Genomic DNA, 20,441 nt, shown 5'->3' on the forward strand with positions numbered 1-20,441 from the left:
CGTGGCTCAGAGCATCTACATCACCTCCGCCGAAGGTCACTCCGGCAAGTCGACGATCGCCCTGGGTGTCCTCGACACCCTGAGCCGTCGGTCGCCGCGCGTCGGGGTGTTCCGAGCGATCGCCCGGTCCACCGAGGAACGCGACTACGTGCTCGAGATGCTCCTCGACCACGACGGCGTCGACCTCGGCTACGACGAGTGCATCGGCGCCACCTACGACGAGGTCCGCGCCGATCCCGATGCCGCCCTCGGCCGTATCGTCGAGCGGTACAAGTCCGTCGAAGCCCAGTGCGACGCCGTCGTCATCATCGGCAGCGACTACACCGACGTGGGGAGTCCCGCCGAGCTCGGCTACAACGCGCGGATCGCCGCGAACCTCGGGGCTCCGGTCCTCGTCGTGCTGTCGGGTCAGCCCGCCGACGGCGAGCGGTCGACGGATGCCGCGGGCCTGTCCCCCGAGCAGGTGGGGAACCTCGCCACGCTCGCCCTGGCGGAGCTCAAGCACGAGCGTGCGGGGATCTTCGCGGTCGTCGTCAACCGCGCCGACCCCGACCGGCTCGATGACATCGTCGCCGCCGTGCGGCGTGTGCCCGCGGCCGAGGGCGACATCGGTGTCTGGGCGATCCCCGAGGACGCCTACCTCGTGGCGCCCTCGGTCCGCGACGTCGCCCGATCGCTGGACGCGACCCTCATGAAGGGTGACGAGGCCCTGCTCGAGCGGGAGGTGCTCCACGTCGTCGTCGCGGGGATGTCGCTCAACAACGTCCTGCCGCGTCTCGAAGAAGCGGCCATCCTCGCCGTGGCGGCCGACCGCACCGAGGTGCTGCTCGCAGCGCTGCTGGCCAACGCGTCCGGCACCTTCCCGTCGCTGTCGGGCATCGTCCTCTACGGACCCTTCGAGTTGCCCGAGCACGTCGAGCGGTTGATCGACGGTCTCGACTCGAACCTCCCGATCCTCGCGACCGATCAAGGCACCTATGAGACCGTCCGCGGGATCATGAGCGCACGCGGTCGCCTCGCCGCCCACTCGCAGCGCCGCTACGACACCGCACTGTCGCTGTTCGACCAGCACGTCGACACCGACGATCTACTGCGACGCATCGGCCTCGCGAGCTCGAGCGTCGTCACGCCGCTCATGTTCCAGTACGGCCTCATCGAGCGGGCGCGCCGCGAGCGGCGCCGCATCGTGCTGCCCGAGGGGAGCGACGACCGCATCCTGCGCGCCGCGGCGACGGCCCTCGCGCGCGGCATCGCCGACATCACCATCCTCGGCGAGCCCATCGAGGTGCGCTCCCGTGCGCTCGAGCTGGGTCTCGACATCCAGGCCGCCGAGGTCCTGAGCCCGTTCGACGCCGTCCACGTCGACAAGTTCGCCCGGGAGTACGAGCGGCTGCGCGCCCACAAGGGCATCACGTTCCGCCAGGCCGCCGACACCGTCACGGACGTCTCCTACTTCGGCACGCTCATGGTGCACCTGGGACTCGCCGACGGCATGGTCTCGGGTGCGGCGCACACGACGGCCCACACGATCCGTCCCGCGTTCGAGATCATCAAGACGAAGCCGGGTGTGGACGTGGTCTCGAGCGTGTTCCTCATGGCTCTCGCCGACCGCGTGCTCGTCTACGGCGACTGCGCCGTGATCCCCGACCCGACCGCCCCGCAGCTCGCCGACATCGCGGTCTCGTCCGCGGCGACGGCGGACCAGTTCGGGATCTCGCCGCGGGTCGCGATGCTGTCGTACTCGACGGGGGAGTCCGGCTCCGGCGCCGACGTCGAGAAGGTCCGCGAGGCCACCGCGCTCGTGCGCGAACGCGCCCCGAAGCTCCTCGTCGAAGGTCCCATCCAGTACGACGCCGCGACCGATGCCGCCGTCGCCGCGACGAAGATGCCGGGGTCGGACGTCGCGGGCCGTGCCACGGTCTTCGTGTTCCCCGACCTGAACACCGGCAACAACACCTACAAGGCCGTCCAGCGCTCGGCGGGCGCCGTCGCGATGGGGCCGGTCCTGCAGGGTCTCAACAAGCCCATCAACGACCTCTCCCGCGGAGCGCTCGTCGAAGACATCGTGAACACGATCGCGATCACCGCGATCCAAGCCCAGAACGCGGCGGATGCCGCAGCCCCGGAGACACGCGCATGACCCCCGTCCTCGTCATCAACAGCGGCTCGTCGTCGTTCAAGTACCAGCTTGTCGACGTCGAGACCGAGCGGGCTCTGGCCTCGGGTCTCGTGGAGCGGATCGGCGAGGCCACCGGCGTCGCCACGCACACCGTCTTCTTCGCCGGGGAGGGAGCCGGCGTCACGGCGACGAAGGCGACGACGCGCATCGAGCGACCGATCCCGGACCACACGACCGGCTTCGCGGTTATGCTCGACGCCTTCGATGCTCAGGGCCCGTCGCTCGAGCGGGACCGCCCCGTCGCCGTCGGCCATCGCGTCGTCCAGGGCGGTGCGCGCTTCTTCGAGCCGACGCTCGTCACCCCGCTCGTCGAGATCAACATCGACGAGCTCTCGGCCCTCGCGCCACTGCACAACCCGGGGGCGCTCCAGGGCATCCGCGCGGCGCGGGCGGCGTTCGCCGACGTGCCCCACGTCGCCGTGTTCGACACCGCCTTCCACCAGACGATGCCGGCGGCGGCATATACGTACGCCATCGACCGCGAGACGGCGCAGAAGCACCGCATCCGCAAGTACGGCTTCCACGGCACGAGCCACAAATTCGTCAGCGAGGCGGCCGCCGCCTTCCTCGGTCGGCCCCTCTCCGACCTTTCTCAGATCGTGCTGCACCTCGGCAACGGTGCCTCCGCGACCGCGATCCGCGGCGGCGAGTCGGTCGACACGTCGATGGGGCTCACTCCGCTCGAAGGCCTCGTGATGGGAACCCGCTCGGGCGACATCGACCCCTCCGTCCTCGGCGTCCTCGCCCGGCGCGAGGACATAACACCGGGGGAGCTGGACACCTTCCTGAACAAGAGGAGCGGCCTGCTCGGCCTCGCCGGCGCCTCCGACATGCGCGACATCGACTCGCGCCGCCGAGAGGGGGATGCCGACGCGAGCCTCGCCTTCGACGTCTACATCCACCGGCTCCGCGCCTACATCGGCGCCTATCTCGCTCAGCTTGGCGGCGCCGACGTCATCTCGTTCACGGCGGGCGTGGGCGAGAACTCCGCTGTCGTGCGCGCCGCCGCGCTCGAGACCTTCGGCTTCGCCGGGGTGCGGCTGGATGCCGAGCGCAACGCGTCGAGCGAGCGCGGCATCCGGGTCATCTCCACCGATGACTCACCCGTGACCGTCCTCGTCGTCCCCACCGACGAGGAACTCGAGATCGCCCGCCAGGCCCACGCGGTCGCGACGGCGTGACGGATACGCTGGAGCGGTGACGATGGCCGACCTCCCCGACCTCACCCGCTACGACGGCGTCCTCTTCGACCTCGACGGCGTGCTGACGCCCACGGCCGAAGTCCACATGCACGCCTGGGAGAGCATGTTCACCGAGCTGTTCACCGCCTGGGGCATCGAACCGGCCTACGCCGAGGGCGACTACTTCGAGCACCTCGACGGCAAGAAGCGCTACGACGGCGTCGCGAGCCTCCTGCGCTCCCGTGACGTCGAGGTCCCGTGGGGCGACCCGTCCGACGATCCGTCGGCCGACACGGTGTGCGGCATCGGCAACCGGAAGAACCTCGTGTTCGAGCGTGTCCTGCGCGCCGAGGGGATCGCCGCCTACCCCGGATCGCTCGCGCTCGTCGAGAAGCTCCAGGCAGCCGGCATCCCGATCGCCGTCGTCTCCAGCTCGAAGAACGCCCGCGAGGTCCTCACGGCCGCGGGGATCGTCGACCGCTTCCCGGTCATCATGGACGGCGTCGTCGCCGAGACCGAGCACCTGGCGTCCAAGCCCGCGCCCGACGTCTTCGCCCGTGCCGCCGAGATGCTCGGCGTCGATCCGGCGCGGAGCGCTGCGGTCGAGGACGCGCACTCGGGCGTGCGCTCGGCCGCCGCCGCCGGGTACGGTCTCGTGGTGGGTGTCGACCGAGGCGCGGGCGCAGACGCGCTGCGCGAGGCCGGCGCCCACGTCGTCGTCGACGACCTCGCCGTCTTCGTCTGACGCGTCAGACCCCCGGCATCCCCTTCACTTCTCGTCCTGTCTCCCGAAAAGGACCCTTCATGATCGATCGTCAGCGCTTCCCCGTGGACCCGTGGCGTCTCGTCGAGACGTCCTTCTCCCTCGCTGATCCCGGCGTCACCGAGACCATCTTCGCCGAGGGCAACGGCTACCTGGGGCTGCGCGGCAACCACCCCGAGGGACGCCACGCGCACGAGCACGGCACGTTCCTCAACGGGTTCCACGAAGTGTTCCCCATCCGGCACGCCGAGCGCGCCTTCGGGTTCGCCGAGGTCGGGCAGACCATCATCAACGCCCCCGACAGCAAGGTCATGCGGGTCTACGTCGACGACGAGCCGCTCTCGCTCGACATCGCGGACCTCCGCGAATACGAGCGCGCGCTGGACATGCGACGGGGCGTCCTCACCCGCCATGTCCGCTGGATGACCCCGAGCGGCAAGGACGTCGTCGTCGACTACGAGCGGCTCGTGTCGTTCGAGGAGCGCCACGTCGCCGTCATGCGGATCTCGGTGACCGTCCTCAACGCCGACGCCCCCGTCACCGTCAGCTGCCAGTTGATCAACCGACAGGACGGCCAGGACGTCTACGGCGGCGCTGCGCACGGCGCGAAGGCCGAAGCCGGGTTCGACCCTCGGAAGGCCGACGGTTTCAACGGCCGCGTGCTTCAGCCCGAGGAGTACTGGCAGGACGGCGACCGCTCGGCGCTGTCGTACAAGGTGACCGAGTCGGGCATGACCGTCGCCGTCGTCGCCGACCACCTCGTCGAAACCGAGAACGAGTACTCCTCCCGGTCGCTCGTCGAGCCCGACATCGCCAAGAACGTCTTCCGCGTGCAGGCCCGCCAGGGCGTGCCCGTCACGATCACGAAGGCCGTCGCGTACCACACGTCCCGCGGCGTCCCCGCCCGTGAGCTCGTGGAGCGCGGTCGCCGCACCCTCGACCGCGTCGAGCACGAAGGCATCCAGAACCTGTTCGATCGTCAGCAGGCGTGGATCTCGGCGTTCTGGGAGCGTTCGGACGTCGTGATCGAGGGGCACGACGATCTGCAGCAGGCGACGCGCTGGTGCCTGTACCAGCTCGCCCAGGCGGCCGCCCGCGCCGATTCGCTCGGCGTGCCGGCGAAGGGAGTCACGGGCTCGGGGTACAGCGGCCACTACTTCTGGGACACGGAGGTCTACGTCCTGCCGTTCCTCGCCTACACGACGCCGCTCTGGGCGCGGAACGCCCTGCGGATGCGGTACCTCATGCTCCCCGCGGCCCGGAAGCGTGCGGGTCAGCTGAACGAGGCGGGCGCGCTCTTCCCATGGCGGACGATCAACGGCGAGGAAGCCTCGGCCTACTACGCGGCGGGCACCGCGCAGTACCACATCAACGCCGACATCGCCTTCGCCCTCGGCAAGTACGTCCGCGCGACGGGGGACACCGAGTTCCTCTACCGCGAGGGCGTCGACATCCTCGTCGAGACGGCGCGTCTGTGGGCGACGCTCGGGTTCTGGAGGTTCACCGAGACGGGCGACCCCGAGAGCTTCCACATCCACGGTGTGACCGGCCCCGACGAGTACACGACGGTCGTCAACGACAACCTCTTCACGAACGTCATGGCCCGTTACAACCTGCGCTACGCGGCGCGGGTCGTCCGCGAGATGTCCATCGACCAGCCCGAGGCGTATCGTGCGATGGCCGAGCGTCTCGATCTCGACGAAGCCGAGCCCGTCGCGTGGCAGAGCGCCGGCGAGGCCATGCACATCCCGTATAGCGAGGCCCTCGGCATCCACCCGCAGGATGCGGTCTTCCTCGAACGGGAGGTGTGGGACCTCGAGAACACCCCCGAAGAGCAGCGTCCGCTCCTGCTGCACTTCCACCCTCTCGTCATCTACCGGTACCAGGTGCTCAAGCAGGCCGACGTCGTGCTCGCGCTGTTCCTGCAGGGCAACCAGTTCACGCCCGCTGAGAAGCTCGCCGACTTCGAGTACTACGACGCGCTGACGACGGGCGACTCGACGCTGTCCGCCGTCGTCCAGGCGATCCTCGCGGCGGAGGTCGGGTATCAGGACCTCGCGCTCGAGTACTTCCGGGAATCGGCCTTCGTCGACCTCGGCGACCTGCACGCGAACGCCTCCGACGGCGTTCACGTCGCCTCCGCGGGTGGGGTGTGGACCGCACTCGTCGCCGGATTCGGCGGCATGCGCGACCATCGGGGCGCGCTGACCTTCGATCCGCGCCTGCCCGCGGACTGGCCGTCGCTGTCGTACACGCTCCACTGGCACGGCACGCGCCTGCAGGTCACGGTCCGCCGTGACGAGATGGTCGTCAGTGCAGGCGACGGCGACGCCGTGTCGTTCACGGTCCGCGGCGCGGGCTACACGGTCGCGGGCGGCGAGACGGTGACCGTTCCGCTCGACGGCCAGGGCCCGGTCATCCCGGGGCGGCCGACGCTGCAGCAGATCGGCGAGCAGCTCCGTGAGGACGGCACGCTCCTGTCCGCCTCGGTCCCCGACGCGACGGCTGCGACCTCGGTTCCGGTCCACACCGGCACGATCCCGGTCGTCACGGTCGATCCGGAGGGGACGGATGCCGCGGACGAGATCGCGGCCGACGCCGACACCCGCACGCAGCAGATCCCCGCGCAGGGCGCCGGAGACGTCACGGCCCGGGTCTGAGCTCAGCCGGCGGCGCGGTCGCGGACGATCGCCCTGACCGCGTCGCGTCCGGCGCGGTTCGCGCCGACCGTCGACTGCGACGGTCCGTACCCGATGAGGAACAGGCGCGGCTCGTCCATCGCACGGGTGTCGCGCACGCGGACGCCGCCGGCCGCGGTGCGCAGCCGCAGCGGGGCGAGGTGGGCGATGTCGGCACGGAAACCGGTGGCCCAGAGGATGACGTCCGCAGGCTCGAGGGTGCCGTCCGGCATCCGTACGCCCTTCGGTTCGATCGCGGTGAACATGGAATGCCACACCAGGGCGCCGCGGTTCTCCGCGGCCTCCGCCCACGGCGACCAGTGAGCGCCCGTGACCGAGACGACGCTCCCCGGCGGCAGCCCCTGCCGAACGCGTTCCTCCACGCCCGCGATCGCCTGGATCCGCGCAGCCGTATCGAACCCGGTCGCGTCCCACTGCGGTTCGGTGCGCGACACCCAGAACGTGTCGGTCACCTGCGAGATCTCGTCGAGCAGCTGGATAGCCGAAACCCCGGCACCCACGACGACGACGCGCTGATCACGGAAGTCCTCGGCGGACCGGTAGTCGTGCACGTGCAGCTGACGCCCCGCGAACGAGCCCTGCCCGGGGTAGGTTGGCCAGAACGGCTTCCGCCACGTCCCGGTGGCGTTGATGACGTATCGCGCCGACCACGAGAGCGGACCGTCGGCATCCTGCGCATCCACCGTCAGCAGCCCGCGCGGATCGTCGTCCGCGCGTCGGACGGCGCGGACTCGGACGGGGCGTCGCACGCGCAGGTCGTACCGGTCCTCGTACGCGGCGAAGTAGGCGGGCAGGACCTCGCGGCTCGGGGCCTGCGGATCGGCCGGCGGCACGGCGTAACCGGGCAGTTCATGGATGCCGTTCACGGTCCCCATGCGCAGGGTCGCCCAGCGGTGCTGCCATGCGCCGCCGGGCTCGGACTCGGCGTCGAGCACGATGAAGGTGGGTGAGCCGTCAACGTCACCGAGAGGAACGAACCCGCGGCGACGCAGGTGGTACGCAGCGCTCAGTCCCGCCTGACCTGCCCCGATGACGAGGACATCGACGGGCGCGGGGGACATGGTCGCTGCAACGCCCGCCGGGGGCGCGCTGTTCCCGGGTCGACCTCCTCGATCGCACGCCCGTTAGGCTGACCGGATGGCATGCGTGACGAGGCGGACCGGGGGCGCTCGATGAGCTCGCCGTCCGTCGGCGCTCGCGCCGCCGACGGGGTTTTCGACGGCCTCCGTGAGGACATCGTCGCGGGTCGCCTGGGCGTCGGGGAGCGGCTCCCCTCCGAGGCGGCCCTCGCGGAGCGCTACGGCGTCAGCCGTCCGAGCGTGCGCGAAGCCCTCCGGTCGCTGCAGGCCCTCGGCCTCACCCGCACCCGCACCGGCAGCGGCACGTACGTCGCCTCCGACCGGCCGGCGCCGGCACTCGGCTACGGCGGGTTCTCGCCGCGCGACCTCAGCGAGGCCCGTCCGCACATCGAGGTCCCCGCGGCCGGTCTCGCGGCCGAACGCCGCACCGCGCAGCAGCGCGCCGACCTCGTCGCCCTGTGCGACCGCATGGACGCGACGACCGACCCCGAGGAGTGGGTCGAGCTCGATTCGCGCTTCCACGTGCTCGTGGCCGAGGCATCCGGCAACGCGGTGTTCGCCCGCGCCGTCGGCGACATCCGCGACGCGCTCAGCCACCAGTCCGGCGTCGTGAACCTCATCGCCCACCGGCGCGAACCGTCGTCGCGCGAGCACCGCGCGATCGCCGAGGCCATCGGGATCGGGTCCGCCATCGAGGCACGCGAGGCGATGCGGGCGCACCTCGGCGCCGTCGAACGCGTCGTCAGCCCGCTGTCGGAACCAGCTTCGCGGGACTGAGCGCCGCCGCCAGCGCATCGGCGTCGAGCAGACCGCGCTCGAGGACGACCTCGGGCACCGAGCGGCCCGAGCGCAGGGCTTCGCCGGCGACCTCGGTCGCCGCGCGGTACCCGATGAGCGGGTTCAGCGCCGTCGCGAGCCCGATCGAGTCGGAGACGCGTGCGGCCATCACGTCGGGACGGGCCTGGATGCCGCTGACGCAGCGCTCGGCGAGCAGGCGGCACGCGGCGGTCAGGTGCGCGATGCTCTGCGAGAGAGCCCGGACGATGACCGGCTCGAACGCGTTGAGCTGCAGCTGCCCGGCCTCGGCGGCGAGGGTGACGGCGAGGTCGTCGGCGATCACCGTGTAGGCGACCTGCGTCACCATCTCGGGGATGACGGGGTTCACCTTGCCGGGCATGATGCTCGAGCCCGCCTGCAGGGCGGGGAGGGTGATCTCGCCGAGGCCGGCGCGCGGACCCGACGACAGCAGCCGCAGGTCGTTGCAGGTCTTGGAGAGCTTGACGGCGATCCGCTTGAGCATGCCCGACAGGTGCACGAAGGCGCCCGGGTCCTGGGTCGCTTCGACGAGGTCGGTCGCGGGGGCGAACGGTCGGCCGGTGAGCTGCGCGAGGTGCGAGACGGCGAGCGGCCCGTAGCCGACCGGCGCGTTGAGTCCCGTGCCGATGGCCGTCGCACCGAGGTTGACCTCGAGCAGCAGCCGCGCGGACTCGCGCAGGCGCAGACGGTCCTCGTCGAGCATGACCGCGAAGGCGCCGAACTCCTGGCCGAGCGTCATCGGGACGGCATCCTGAAGCTGCGTACGCCCGATCTTCACGAACCCCGAGAACTCGGCCGACTTGGCCGCGAACGCGTCGTGGAGGACGCCCATCGCGGCATCCAGTCCGTCGACGCCTTCGACGAGTGCGACGTCGATCGCCGTGGGGTAGGCGTCGTTGGTCGACTGGCTGAGGTTCACGTGGTCGTTGGGGTGCAGGTGGGTGTACTCGCCCTTCGCGTGACCCAGGATCTCGAGGGCGCGGTTGGCGATGACCTCGTTCGCGTTCATGTTGGTCGACGTCCCCGCGCCCCCCTGGATCACGTCGACGACGAACTGGTCCGCGAGGGCGCCGCCCCGGATCTCTCGGCAGGCCGCCGCGATGGCATCGGCACGGGCCGGGTCCAAGAGGCCGAGGTCCCGATTGGCGAGGGCGGCCGCCTCCTTGACGAAGGCGAGACCCCGCAAGAGGAACGGGTAGGTGCCGATCGGAACCCCCGTCACGGGGAAGTTGTCGCGGGCGCGGGAGGTGTGCACTCCCCAGTACGCGTCGGCGGGGATCTCTGCGGGGCCGAGCAGATCGTGTTCGGTGCGCGTCGTCGTCATGTCGGTCTCTTCCTCGAGGGGCGAACGGCGCAAACCTATCAGACAGATCCCAACTGTTCCTCGCGAAAAAACTTGACTCCAGCGCGATCCGGGTGTTCAGTGTTCCCGAACCTGTAAGGCAGATATCACGATCCGAGCGGCGACGGTGCCGCGCGGCGACGAAAGCGAGAACGCATGACGACGGAGTCGACCTCCCCGAAGACGGATGCCGCGCTGCTCCGCACGGCCTCGATCGCGCAGGCCGAAGGCGCAGGCTTCCATAAGGGCCTCCGGCCGCGTCAGATCCAGATGATCGCCATCGGCGGCGCGATCGGGACAGGCCTGTTCATGGGAGCCGGCGGTCGACTCGCGACGGCGGGTCCCGCTCTCGTCCTCGTCTACGCCGTCTGCGCCATCTTCGCCTTCCTCGTGATGCGCGCGCTCGGCGAACTGATCCTCCACCGCCCCTCGACGGGGTCGTTCGTCTCGTACGCCCGCGAGTTCTACGGCGAGAAGATGGCCTTCGCCGCCGGCTGGATGTACTGGCTCAACTGGGCCATGACCTCCGTCGCCGACGTCACCGCCGTCGCGCTCTACATGAACTTCTTCAAGCAGTACGTGCCGGTGCTCGCCGGCATCCCGCAGTGGGTGTTCGCCCTCGTCGCGCTGGTCCTCGTCCTGGCCATGAACCTGCTGTCGGTGAAGGTCTTCGGCGAGCTCGAGTTCTGGTTCGCGATCATCAAGGTCGCCGCGCTCGTGACCTTCCTCGTCGTCGGCATCTTCTTCGTCGTCACGGGCACGCCCGTCGCGGGGACGACGCCCGGCTTCCACCTGATCGCCGACAACGGCGGTGTGTTCCCCAACGGGATCCTGCCCGCCCTCATCGTCGTGCAGGGCGTCGTCTTCGCCTACGCGTCGATCGAGCTCGTCGGCACGGCCGCGGGCGAGACCGAGAACGCGCGGACCATCATGCCGAAGGCGATCCGAGCCGTCGTGTTCCGTCTCGCGGTCTTCTACGTCGGCTCGGTGCTGCTGTTCACGCTGCTCATGCCGTTCACCAGCTACAAGTCCGGCGAAAGCCCGTTCGTCACCTTCTTCGGGTCGATCGGGGTCGAAGGGGCCGACGTCATCATGAACCTCGTCGTCCTCACCGCCGTCGTCTCATCGCTGAACGCCGGCCTGTACTCGACCGGCCGCATCCTCCACTCGATGGCCGTCACGGGCTCGGCTCCCGCGCCCCTCATGCGCATGAACCGCGCCGGCGTCCCGTACATGGGCATCGCGGTCACGGCGGCCGTGACCCTGCTCGGAGTCGCGCTCAACGCCGTCGTCCCGTCGCAGGCGTTCGAGATCGCCCTCAACGTGTCGGCGCTCGGCATCATCAGCGCCTGGGGCGTCATCATCCTCTGCCAGATCAAGCTGCAGCGGTTGGCGAGCGCCGGTGTGATGGAACGACCCTCGTTCCGGATGCCGGGGGCACCGTACACGGGATGGATCACGCTCGTGTTCCTCGGCTCGGTCATCGTCCTCATGGCCCTCGACTTCCCGATCGGCACGTTCACGGTCGGCTCGCTCATCGTCATCGTGCCGGCGCTCATCGGCGGGTGGTTCCTGCTGCGCGATCGCATCCGGATGCTGGCGGCCGAGCAGACCGGCACGATCGCCGCCCTGCAGCGCACCGACGAGAGCGGCGCGTGAGCCGCCAGCACCTGGTCGTCATCGCGACCGGCGGCACCATCGCGAGCCGCCGGTCGCCGGACGGATCGAGCGCTCCCGCCCTCGGCGGGGGCGCTCTCCTCCACGGACTGGCGCCCGACGACGACGTCCGCGTCGTCGACGCGCTCGCCGCCGACTCGGCGACCTTCACCCTCGCCGACATGCAGCACATCGTCGACGCGGTGGCGGTCGCCGTCGCCGACGACGAGGTGCGCGGCGTCCTCGTCCTGCACGGAACGGACTCGCTCGAGGAGACCTCGCTCCTCGCCGCGATCCAGGTCGGCGAGCCGCGGATCCCCGTCGTCTTCACGGGCGCCCAGTTCACCGCCGACGACCCCGCCTCCGACGGTCCCGACAACATCCGCGTCGCACTGGCGGCAACCCGCGCCGCCGTCCCGGGCGTCTGGGTGGCCTTCGGCGGCCGCATCCTCTCGACGTGGGGGCTCTCGAAGCTGACCACCGACCGCGCCGACGCCTTCGGGCACGCACGACGGGATGCCGGGGCGCCTCCGCACGTCGTGGGCGACGTCTCCGGGGTCCGGGTCGACGTGGTCGCGCTCCCTCCGGGGGCTGACGAGGTCCATCTGCGGGCGAGCCTCGCCGCCGGTGCCGCCGGCATCGTGCTCGAAGCGCTCGGGTCGGGGAACACGACCCCGACGGTCGTCGCCGCGGTGCGCGATGCGGTGGCGAGCGGCATCCCGGTCGTCGTTTCGAGTCGCGTGCCCCGCGGGCTCCTCGTCCCGTCGTACGGCGGGGGAGGAGGCGGAGCGGACCTCGCCGCGGCGGGTGCGCTCCACTCGCCGACGTTGCGACCGGGTCAGGCGCGGATCCTGCTCGCGGCGATGCTGGCCGCGGGCGCCGAGCGCGACGCGATCGCCGCCGCGGTCGAAGGACGAGCACCGGATCGGATGTCGGTGCCACGCCGTAGTCTGTTGTGGTGACCACCGCTCTGTACCGCCGCTATCGCCCGGAGACCTTCGGCGAGATGATCGGGCAGAGCCAGGTGACCGAGCCGCTCATGACGGCGCTCCGCAGCGACCGTGTCGGCCACGCGTACCTCTTCTCGGGCCCTCGCGGCTGCGGCAAGACGACGTCGGCACGCATCCTCGCGCGGTGCCTCAACTGCGCGCAGGGGCCGACCGACACCCCGTGCGGCACATGCGACTCGTGCGTCGAGCTCAGTCGCGGCGGGGGCGGTTCCCTCGATGTCGTCGAGATCGACGCGGCATCCCACAACGGCGTCGACGACGCGCGCGACCTCCGCGAGCGCGCCGTGTTCGCGCCCGCGCGCGACCGGTTCAAGATCTTCATCCTCGATGAGGCGCACATGGTCACGGCGCAGGGCTTCAACGCGCTGCTCAAGCTCGTCGAGGAGCCGCCTGCGCACGTCAAGTTCATCTTCGCGACGACCGAGCCCGAGAAGGTCATCGGCACGATCCGCTCGCGCACCCACCACTACCCGTTCCGCCTGGTCGCACCCGCCGCGATGCTCGAGTACGTGGAACAGCTCTGCGCCACCGAGGGCGTCTCCGTCGAGGCGGGTGTGCTGCCCCTCGTCGTCCGCGCCGGCGGCGGATCCCCTCGCGACACGCTGTCGCTGCTCGACCAGTTGATCGCCGGGTCCGAGGACGGCGCCGTCGGTTACGAACGTGCCGTCGCCCTCCTCGGGTACACGCACGCCGAGCTGCTCGACGAGGTCGTCGACGCCTTCTCGTCCCACGACGCGGCGGCCGCGTTCGGAGCCGTCGACCGCGTCGTGCAGACCGGTCAGGATCCGCGGCGCTTCGTCGACGACCTGCTCGAGCGCCTGCGCGACCTCATCATCGTGGCCGCGACCGGCGAGGGCGCCCGCGCCGTGCTGCGCGGTGTGCCGGTCGACGAGCTCGAGCGCATGGCGCGACAGGCATCCGCCTTCGGCACCGACCGGCTCTCGCGGATCGCCGACCTCGTCGTGACGGCCCTCGACGACATGACCGGCACGACCTCGCCCCGCCTGCAGCTGGAGCTCCTCGTGGCGCGCGTCCTCGCGGCGACGGATGCCGGCGCTCCCGCGGCCTCGGTCCCGGCGGCGGCTCCCGCTCCACACTCGGCGGCTGCGCCCCGCCCCGCGGCGACCGCGTCGGCATCGACCCCTCCCGCGGCGGCACCTGCAGTAACACAGACACCGGCACCTGCAGCAGCACAGGCGCCCGCCGTGGCACAGGAGCCCGCGCCCGCCGCGACCCCCGAGCCCGCTTCGCCTCCGCCCGCCGCTGCTCCCGAGCCGGTGGTTCCCTCCGGGCCGGTGACGTTCGAGCAGGTCCGCGACTCGTGGCCCGAGATCCTGCGCCGCCTCGAAGACATCAGCCGCACGTCGTGGATGATCGCCACGGCATCGCGCCCGGTCGCGTACGCCGAAGGCGACATCCTGACGCTGTCGTTCCAGAGCCACTCCGACGTGCAGTCGTTCAAGAAGCTCTCTGCAGGCAAGGGGCCGAGCGAGGACCTCCGCAGCGCGATACTGTCGGTGCTCGGCGTGCGGGTGAAGTACCTCACCCGCCATGACACCGATCCGACTCCGCCGCCGCCCGGCGGCATCGGTCCCGACGCACCGCCCGAGCCCGACGCGCCCGAGGGCGGCTACGGGGTGTCGCCGGTCGCGGCATCCCGGCCCGCGTCAGCGCCCCGATCCGCGCCCGCTTCGGCGGCGCCCGTGACAGAGTGGGCGGTCGCTCCGATCCCGACCGACGACAATGCACCGGCCGCGCAGTTCCCCGTCGACGACGAGCCGGAGGACGCCGCGCCATCACCGGTGCGGACGCTCACCGTGCAGCGCGAGGGCGACGTCCTTCCGGCCGAGGCTCCGTCCGACGACGACGAGGACGACATCCCGCCGCCGGTGGATGCCGATGCTCCGGTTCCCGTCCACTCGCCGCCTCCGCCCCGTCTCGCCGCCGAGCCGCCCCGCGGACCCCGTCCTGGCGGGATCGAGCGGGTAGGCGAGGCCGCCGTCCGCCAGCTCCTCGGTGCGCGCTTCGTCCGCGAAGAGCCGTACACCCCTCCGACGAGGTTCAACTGATCCATGTACGACGGCATCGTCCAAGACCTGATCGACGAGTTCGGTCGTCTTCCCGGCATCGGCCCGAAGTCGGCCCAGCGCATCGCGTTCCACATCCTGCAGACGCCGTCGTTCGACGTGTCCCGACTGGCGCAGTTGCTGTCCGAGCTCCGCGAGCGCGTTCGCTTCTGCGAGATCTGCGGCAACGTTTCCGAGCAGGCGCAGTGCTCCATCTGCCGTGATCCGCGGCGCGACCGCACCTTCATCTGCGTCGTCGAGGACGCGAAGGATGTCTCGGCCATCGAGCGCACGCGCGAGTTCCGCGGGCTCTACCACGTGCTCGGCGGCTCGATCAGTCCGATGGCGGGCATCGGCCCCGACGATCTGCGGATCGCGCAGCTCATGCAACGCCTCGCCGACGGCACCGTGACCGAGGTCATCCTCGCCACCAATCCCAACCTCGAGGGCGAGGCGACGGCGACCTACCTCAGCCGCCTGCTCCGCACCCTCGAGATCAGCGTCACCCGGCTCGCCTCGGGTCTGCCGGTGGGTGGTGACCTCGAGTACGCAGACGAGGTCACCCTCGGTCGCGCGTTCGAGGGCCGCCGCGCGGTCTGAGGTCAGGCGGTCGGGGCGAACAGCTCCGGCTCCTGCGCGAGCGTGCGCTCGACGGCCGCCGCGATGTCCTCGTCCTCGATGCGGTATTCCTCGGTGACGCGTTCCTCGGCCTCGCCCCACGCATCGTCGTCGCCGATGCCGGCGGTCTCGTCGTACTCCGCTGCGGCACGGTCCACGGCTTCGGCGGTCGGTTCGAGACCCAGCGTTCGGTACGCGTCGGCAACGGCGTCGAGGGGGAACTCCTCGTCCGCGGAGTGCGATTCGATCGCGTTCCAGAAGCCCCCGCCCTGGACCGTGGCGTGAAAGGTCAGCACCCGTCGGGCGGCGAGGTCGCCGGGGAGGGAGAGGGGTTCGTCGAGGTCGACGGCACGGTTCCAGATCTCGTCACTTGCGGAGCTCATGCGGCGAGCCTAAGGCAGAGCCTGGGGGCGCGTTGAGGGCGGAGCTCAGGAGCGCTCGCGCGCGCGAGCCCGGATGACCGTGCCCAGCGACGCACGCAGCGGCTGGCCGACGTAGATGCCGAGTGACGCGCCGACCGCGAGAGCGATCCCGATCGTCGCCGCGGAGGCGAGAGTCGTGAAGCCCGAGAGGAGCAGGGCGGTACTGCTGCCCGACTCGACGACACCCAGGAGCCCGCGGAAGACCGCGGCTCCGGGGACCATGGGAAGGATCGCCGCGGTCGTGATGGCGACCGACGGCACGTGCAGCCGGTAGGCCGCGAGGATGCCGACGAGGCTGCCCGCGAAGGCGCCGACGCCGCTGGCGGCTGCCGTTTCGAAGCCGAGAGCGGATGCCGCGGTGTACCCCGCCCAGGCGACGACGCTCAGACCCACGCTGACCGCGACGACGCGAAGGCCGGCTCCGTTGTAGATCGTGACCGAGACGGCGATGAGCGCCGCGCCGACGAACTGCAGCGGAAGTGGCCCGAACGGGAGCGGGTCGTTGGGGACGTCCATCCCGGCACCGACCACCCGGGCGGTCTCGAGGCCCGCGAGGATGCCGAGGACCACGCCCAGGGTCTGCGTCGTGAGCTCGAGGATGCGGCCGGTCGCCGTCAGGGCGAAACCGTCGATCGCGTCCTGCGCGGCGCCCACCACGGTGAGCCCCGCGAGCATCAGCACGATCCCCGATGCGACGATGACCGTCGGTTTGATGTCCTGCGCGACGGACCACCCGGTCGCCTCGAGGCTGGGAGCGACGGCGGCGATGAGCGTCAGGACGAAGGCGCCGGCGACCTGGCTGAAGAAGAAGGGGACGTGGGCCCGGCCGAGGAGGAACTGCGTGATCGCGGCTCCTCCCGCGGCGATGAAGGAGAGCAGGATCACGAGCCAGTTGGCGCCGAACATGAGCGCGACCCCGACTGCGAGGAGCGCCTGCGCGGTGACGATGACGGGCGGGTGGTAGGCGAACGGTGTGCGGCGCACGACGCGGAACTCGGCGCGCGCGGCGTCGACAGGCATCCCGCCCCTGATCTGAGTGACGAGGGCCTGCAGGCGCTGCAGGCGGGCGTGATCGGGCGCCTGACTGCGGACGACCCGCATGAGGGTGATCGGCTTGTCGGCACCGCTCCGGTGATGGGCGACGGTGATCGAGTTGTAGCTCACGTCGACGTGGACGGGATCGAGTCCGTAGACGCCGGCGACGCGCACGATCGTCAGGGTGACCTCGCTCGCGGGAGCGCCCGAGGCGAGCATCGACTCGCCGATGCGGATGCTGAGATCGAGGACCCCGACGGCGAAGGCGTCGTCGATCACCGGCAGCATCTCGGTGTGCGGCGCCGAGTTCTCGGGGGAGCGGACGAGTGCCTGCAGCGACGTGAAGAACTGGCGTCGTCCCATGCCGTCCAGCCTAAATGAGCGGCTCCCGGGGGCGTCACATGGCGGTGACGGTACGAGGCGCTCCGTAGGATGGTGCCCGGGCGTGAGTCACCGCCCGCCGGCTGCGTCCGGCATCCACCCGGGAGTATCCGACCATGGCCCTGATCGTCCAGAAGTACGGCGGTTCGTCCGTCGCCGACGCCGAGAGCATCCGCCGCGTCGCGAAGCGGATCGTCGACGCCCGACGTGCCGGTCACGACGTCGTCGTCGCCGTCAGCGCGATGGGCGACACGACCGACGAGCTGCTCGACCTCGCCTCTCAGGTCTCGCCGCTGCCGGCGCCCCGCGAGCTCGACATGCTGCTCTCCAGCGGTGAGCGGATCTCGATGGCGCTGCTGGCGATGGCGATCAACTCGATGGGCTTCGAGGCGCGCTCGTTCACGGGCAGCCAGGCCGGCATGATCACCGACAGTTCGCACGGCGCCGCGCGGATCGTCGACGTCACGCCGGTGCGCGTTCGCGAGGCGCTCGACGAGGGAGCGATCGTCATCGTCGCGGGCTTCCAGGGGTTCAGCCGCGACACCCGCGACATCACGACGCTCGGCCGCGGCGGGTCCGACACGACCGCCGTCGCGCTCGCCGCGGCGCTGAACGCCGACGTCTGCGAGATCTACAGCGACGTCGACGGCATCTTCACGGCCGACCCCCGCGTCGTGCCGAAGGCGCGCAAGCTCGCGACCGTCACGTCCGAGGAGATGCTCGAGCTGGCCGCGAACGGGGCGAAGGTGCTCTACATCCGCGCCGTCGAGTTCGCCCGCCGTCACGGCGTCATGATCCACGCCCGCTCGACCTTCAGTTCGGGCGTCGGCACGTATGTTCTCGGTGCGGGGATGACCGCCCCCGACCACGAAGAGGGAGAAGAGATGGAAGAGCCCATCGTCACCGGTGTCGCCACCGACCTCAGCCAGGCCAAGATCACCGTCGTGGGCGTGCCCGACGTCCCCGGCAAGGCCGCCGACATCTTCAAGATCGTCGCCAAGTCCGGCGCGAACGTCGACATGATCGTGCAGAACGTGTCGGCCGCCGCGACCGGCCGCACCGATATCTCCTTCACGCTCCCCAAGGCCGAGGCCTCCACCGCGCTGCGCGCCCTTTCGGTCGAGCAGAGCGCAGTCGGTTTCGACAAGCTCGTCCACGACGACCAGATCGGCAAGCTGTCGGTCGTCGGTGCCGGCATGCGCACGCACTCCGGTGTCTCGGCGACGCTGTTCGAGGCCTTGTCGACGACGGGCGTCAACATCGAGATGATCTCGACCTCGGAGATCCGCATCTCGGTCGTCGTCCGCGGCGACGACCTCGCCGAGGCCGCGCGCGTCGTGCACACCGCCTATGGGCTCGACGGCGACACCGAAGCCGTCGTCCACGCGGGCACGGGTCGCTGACGCGTCACCTCCGCGAGCCGAGCCACTCGTCGAAGCTCGGCCCGGCGATGGTCGCGGCCGGCCCGGGGAGCGCGAGCCCCTCGCGCATACCGCGCATCTGAGCCCCCGGGATGCTCACCGGGAGGACGAGCCGCCGCGATCCGTCGCGGTGCACCCAGGCCCGGATCATCCGGTCGAGGCGTTCCTCGCGGGGACCGGCGAGGTCCGGCGCCCGCCCCTGCGGACCCGCGACGGCGATGTCGACGAGCCGCGCGGCGACCTCCGCCGCGGCGACCGGCTGCACCCGTGCACGCGGGGCCAGCTGCAGCGGCCCGAGGCGCGCCTGCGCCGCGACCTGCCCGGCGAACTCGTGGAACTGCGTCGCCCGCAGGATGCTCCACGGCACGGCGCCGTCCTCGAAGAGCTCCTCCTGCCGGACCTTTCCTGAGTAGTAGCCGTTCGGGTTCCGGTCGATCCCGACGATCGACAGGAGTGCGGCATGCCCGACCCCGGTGCTGGCGGCGGCGGAGAGGAGGGTGCCGGATGCCGCGGCGAAGAACTCCGTCGCCGTCGCCGCGCTGGTCGTGCCGACGCTCGCTGCGTCGATGACCGCCTCCGTTCCCGCGAGGGCGCGCTCGACCGCCGCCCGGTCACGGAGGTCCACCCCCGCGGCGCGCGAGAGGACGACCGCGTCGTGCCGCGCCTCCCGCGCTCGCTCCACCACGAGCCGTCCCACCGTGCCTGTCCCGCCTGCCACTGCGATCTTCATGTCGTCCCTTCCGAAGGTGTGTCACTGTGGTGACGACGCAGCCTCCCCGAATGTGAGGCCCGGGACGGAGATCGCCATGACGGATGCCGCGACTCGGCCGGTCGGCGACGTCGACGCCTTCCGCCGTACGCTCGTCGCCGCGGCGTACCGCATGCTCGGAACGTTGGCCGACGCCGAGGACGCCGTGCAGGAGGCTTACGTCCGGTGGCTGCGATTGAGCGCGTCCGAGCGCGATGCCATCGCGAACCCCGGCGGGTGGCTCATGCGCGCGACCGGGCGGATCTGCCTGGACGTGCTGGGCTCCGCACGCGTCCGGCACGAGACGTACGTGGGGGAGTGGCTGCCCGAGCCGGTTCCCGTCGGCGCGTCCGGTGACCCTGTCGATGTCGTCGTCGGCGCCGAGGGAGTGTCCACCGCGCTCCTGGTGATTCTCGAGACGCTCACTCCCGCCGAACGCGTGGCCTTCGTGCTGCACGAGGTGTTCGCGGTGCCGTTCGCCGAGATCGCCGAGGTGCTGGGGAGGTCGGCGGCCGCGTGTCGGCAGTTGGCGGCATCCGCTCGCCGCCACGTCGGGCGCCGCGCGGGGGCGGACGTGCCGCGCGGCCGTCACGACGAACTGATCGCGGCCTTCGCCGCCGCGACTGCGAGCGGGAGTCTCGACGCCCTCGTCCGGGTGCTCGCGCCCGACGTCGTCCTGGTCTCCGACGGCGGCGGGATCGTGTCCGCCGCGCGCCGGCCGGTGCGCGGGGCGGACCACGTCGCGCGCTTCCTGCTCGGGCTCGCGGCCAAGCAGCCGACCGCGACCTACGAGCCGGCCGTCACCGGAGACGGGCTCGGGTGCGCGATCCGGGTCGACGGCGTCATCGCGGCCGCGGTCACCTTCGCCACCGACGGCGATCGGATCACCGATGTCTGGATGATGCGGAACCCCGAGAAGCTTCGCGCGTGGGTGTAGCGTCCCGCGGGGCGACACATGCGGATCGCGGTACCCGGCGCGCCGGTAGAATCGCCGGAACCCGCTCTCCTGCGCCCTGCCGCGACGT

At 71.0% G+C, this 20,441-nt stretch carries 16 protein-coding genes; 11 read left to right on the top strand and 5 right to left on the bottom strand.

Annotated features, from left to right (window positions below):
* Nucleotide 1 precedes the first annotated feature (1 nt).
* Genes pta through ABCU91_RS06355 form a run of 4 tightly spaced genes read left to right on the top strand, consistent with a single transcriptional unit; the run spans nt 2 to nt 6,783 of the window.
* Nucleotides 2-2,140, top strand: a complete 2,139-nt coding sequence (gene pta / locus ABCU91_RS06340) for a phosphate acetyltransferase (RefSeq protein ID WP_413355198.1) — start codon at nt 2-4, stop codon at nt 2,138-2,140.
* Nucleotides 2,137-3,360, top strand: a complete 1,224-nt coding sequence (locus ABCU91_RS06345) for an acetate/propionate family kinase (RefSeq protein ID WP_413355199.1) — start codon at nt 2,137-2,139, stop codon at nt 3,358-3,360. Before pta ends, ABCU91_RS06345 begins: the two co-directional genes overlap by 4 nt.
* A 22-nt stretch (nt 3,361-3,382) precedes the next feature.
* The gene (locus ABCU91_RS06350) at nt 3,383-4,105 is read left to right on the top strand and encodes an HAD family hydrolase (RefSeq protein WP_413355382.1); all 723 of its coding nucleotides are present in this window, start codon (nt 3,383-3,385) and stop codon (nt 4,103-4,105) included.
* Nucleotides 4,106-4,164: 59 nt separating this feature from the next.
* Nucleotides 4,165-6,783, top strand: coding sequence for a glycoside hydrolase family 65 protein (locus tag ABCU91_RS06355; RefSeq protein WP_413355200.1), 2,619 nt, complete (start codon nt 4,165-4,167; stop codon nt 6,781-6,783).
* A gap of 2 nt (nt 6,784-6,785) precedes the next feature.
* On the opposite strand, the gene ABCU91_RS06360 is transcribed toward ABCU91_RS06355, so the two are convergent.
* Entirely contained in the window at nt 6,786-7,883 is a 1,098-nt protein-coding gene (locus ABCU91_RS06360; RefSeq protein ID WP_413355201.1) for an NAD(P)-binding domain-containing protein, read from the bottom strand.
* A gap of 111 nt (nt 7,884-7,994) precedes the next feature.
* On the opposite strand from ABCU91_RS06360, the gene ABCU91_RS06365 reads away from it, so the two are divergent.
* Entirely contained in the window at nt 7,995-8,678 is a 684-nt protein-coding gene (locus tag ABCU91_RS06365; RefSeq protein ID WP_406922403.1) for a FadR/GntR family transcriptional regulator, read from the top strand.
* Here the strand turns inward: ABCU91_RS06365 and ABCU91_RS06370 are convergent.
* Nucleotides 8,644-10,041: an aspartate ammonia-lyase gene (locus ABCU91_RS06370; RefSeq protein ID WP_413355202.1), complete on the bottom strand. Its 1,398-nt coding sequence runs from the start codon at nt 10,039-10,041 to the stop codon at nt 8,644-8,646. The two genes, ABCU91_RS06365 and ABCU91_RS06370, sit on opposite strands and share 35 nt — an antisense overlap.
* Before the next feature lie 174 nt (nt 10,042-10,215).
* Here ABCU91_RS06370 and ABCU91_RS06375 point away from each other — a divergent pair, with 174 nt between their 5' ends.
* From ABCU91_RS06375 to recR, 4 genes are read left to right on the top strand one after another with little or no spacing between them, the layout of a single operon-like run.
* Nucleotides 10,216-11,718 carry an amino acid permease gene (locus tag ABCU91_RS06375; protein ID WP_413355203.1) on the top strand — a complete coding sequence of 501 codons (1,503 nt, stop codon included), beginning with the start codon at nt 10,216-10,218 and terminating at the stop codon, nt 11,716-11,718.
* A complete protein-coding gene (locus ABCU91_RS06380; protein WP_406922400.1) occupies nt 11,715-12,677 on the top strand; it encodes an asparaginase domain-containing protein in 963 nt (320 codons plus the stop codon). Before ABCU91_RS06375 ends, ABCU91_RS06380 begins: the two co-directional genes overlap by 4 nt.
* Nucleotides 12,674-14,794, top strand: coding sequence for a DNA polymerase III subunit gamma and tau (locus tag ABCU91_RS06385; RefSeq protein ID WP_413355204.1), 2,121 nt, complete (start codon nt 12,674-12,676; stop codon nt 14,792-14,794). The genes ABCU91_RS06380 and ABCU91_RS06385 overlap by 4 nt, the downstream gene beginning before the upstream one ends.
* A gap of 3 nt (nt 14,795-14,797) precedes the next feature.
* Entirely contained in the window at nt 14,798-15,391 is a 594-nt protein-coding gene (gene recR, locus ABCU91_RS06390) for a recombination mediator RecR (RefSeq protein ID WP_133398395.1), read from the top strand.
* A gap of 2 nt (nt 15,392-15,393) precedes the next feature.
* Here recR and ABCU91_RS06395 read toward each other — a convergent pair whose 3' ends face one another.
* Nucleotides 15,394-15,792 carry a hypothetical protein gene (locus ABCU91_RS06395; RefSeq protein WP_413355205.1) on the bottom strand — a complete coding sequence of 133 codons (399 nt, stop codon included), beginning with the start codon at nt 15,790-15,792 and terminating at the stop codon, nt 15,394-15,396.
* A 45-nt stretch (nt 15,793-15,837) separates the two neighbouring features.
* Entirely contained in the window at nt 15,838-17,229 is a 1,392-nt protein-coding gene (locus tag ABCU91_RS06400; protein ID WP_406922397.1) for a threonine/serine exporter ThrE family protein, read from the bottom strand.
* 134 nt (nt 17,230-17,363) lie between these two features.
* Between ABCU91_RS06400 and ABCU91_RS06405 the strand changes: the two genes are divergently transcribed.
* Nucleotides 17,364-18,650 carry an aspartate kinase gene (locus tag ABCU91_RS06405; RefSeq protein ID WP_133398394.1) on the top strand — a complete coding sequence of 429 codons (1,287 nt, stop codon included), beginning with the start codon at nt 17,364-17,366 and terminating at the stop codon, nt 18,648-18,650.
* Between the two features lie 4 nt (nt 18,651-18,654).
* Here ABCU91_RS06405 and ABCU91_RS06410 read toward each other — a convergent pair whose 3' ends face one another.
* Nucleotides 18,655-19,398, bottom strand: coding sequence for an SDR family oxidoreductase (locus tag ABCU91_RS06410; RefSeq protein ID WP_413355206.1), 744 nt, complete (start codon nt 19,396-19,398; stop codon nt 18,655-18,657).
* A 76-nt stretch (nt 19,399-19,474) separates the two neighbouring features.
* Here ABCU91_RS06410 and sigJ point away from each other — a divergent pair, with 76 nt between their 5' ends.
* On the top strand, nt 19,475-20,353 hold the full coding sequence (gene sigJ, locus ABCU91_RS06415) for an RNA polymerase sigma factor SigJ (protein WP_406923401.1): 879 nt from the start codon (nt 19,475-19,477) through the stop codon (nt 20,351-20,353).
* Nucleotides 20,354-20,441: the final 88 nt, after the last annotated feature.

Source organism: Microbacterium phoenicis (assembly GCF_047302325.1).
Taxonomy (GTDB): domain Bacteria; phylum Actinomycetota; class Actinomycetes; order Actinomycetales; family Microbacteriaceae; genus Microbacterium.

What these genes read in the sequence shown, in the direction of transcription:
- ABCU91_RS06375 (WP_413355203.1), top strand. Translation starts at nt 10,216, where the DNA reads ATGACGACGGAGTCGACCTCCCCGAAGACGGATGCCGCGCTGCTCCGC.
- ABCU91_RS06370 (WP_413355202.1), bottom strand. Translation starts at nt 10,041, where the DNA reads ATGACGACGACGCGCACCGAACACGATCTGCTCGGCCCCGCAGAGATC.
- ABCU91_RS06405 (WP_133398394.1), top strand. Translation starts at nt 17,364, where the DNA reads ATGGCCCTGATCGTCCAGAAGTACGGCGGTTCGTCCGTCGCCGACGCC.
- ABCU91_RS06360 (WP_413355201.1), bottom strand. Translation starts at nt 7,883, where the DNA reads ATGTCCCCCGCGCCCGTCGATGTCCTCGTCATCGGGGCAGGTCAGGCG.
- ABCU91_RS06410 (WP_413355206.1), bottom strand. Translation starts at nt 19,398, where the DNA reads ATGAAGATCGCAGTGGCAGGCGGGACAGGCACGGTGGGACGGCTCGTG.
- recR (WP_133398395.1), top strand. Translation starts at nt 14,798, where the DNA reads ATGTACGACGGCATCGTCCAAGACCTGATCGACGAGTTCGGTCGTCTT.
- ABCU91_RS06400 (WP_406922397.1), bottom strand. Translation starts at nt 17,229, where the DNA reads ATGGGACGACGCCAGTTCTTCACGTCGCTGCAGGCACTCGTCCGCTCC.
- sigJ (WP_406923401.1), top strand. Translation starts at nt 19,475, where the DNA reads ATGACGGATGCCGCGACTCGGCCGGTCGGCGACGTCGACGCCTTCCGC.
- ABCU91_RS06365 (WP_406922403.1), top strand. Translation starts at nt 7,995, where the DNA reads ATGAGCTCGCCGTCCGTCGGCGCTCGCGCCGCCGACGGGGTTTTCGAC.
- ABCU91_RS06355 (WP_413355200.1), top strand. Translation starts at nt 4,165, where the DNA reads ATGATCGATCGTCAGCGCTTCCCCGTGGACCCGTGGCGTCTCGTCGAG.
- ABCU91_RS06350 (WP_413355382.1), top strand. Translation starts at nt 3,383, where the DNA reads ATGGCCGACCTCCCCGACCTCACCCGCTACGACGGCGTCCTCTTCGAC.
- ABCU91_RS06395 (WP_413355205.1), bottom strand. Translation starts at nt 15,792, where the DNA reads ATGAGCTCCGCAAGTGACGAGATCTGGAACCGTGCCGTCGACCTCGAC.
- ABCU91_RS06345 (WP_413355199.1), top strand. Translation starts at nt 2,137, where the DNA reads ATGACCCCCGTCCTCGTCATCAACAGCGGCTCGTCGTCGTTCAAGTAC.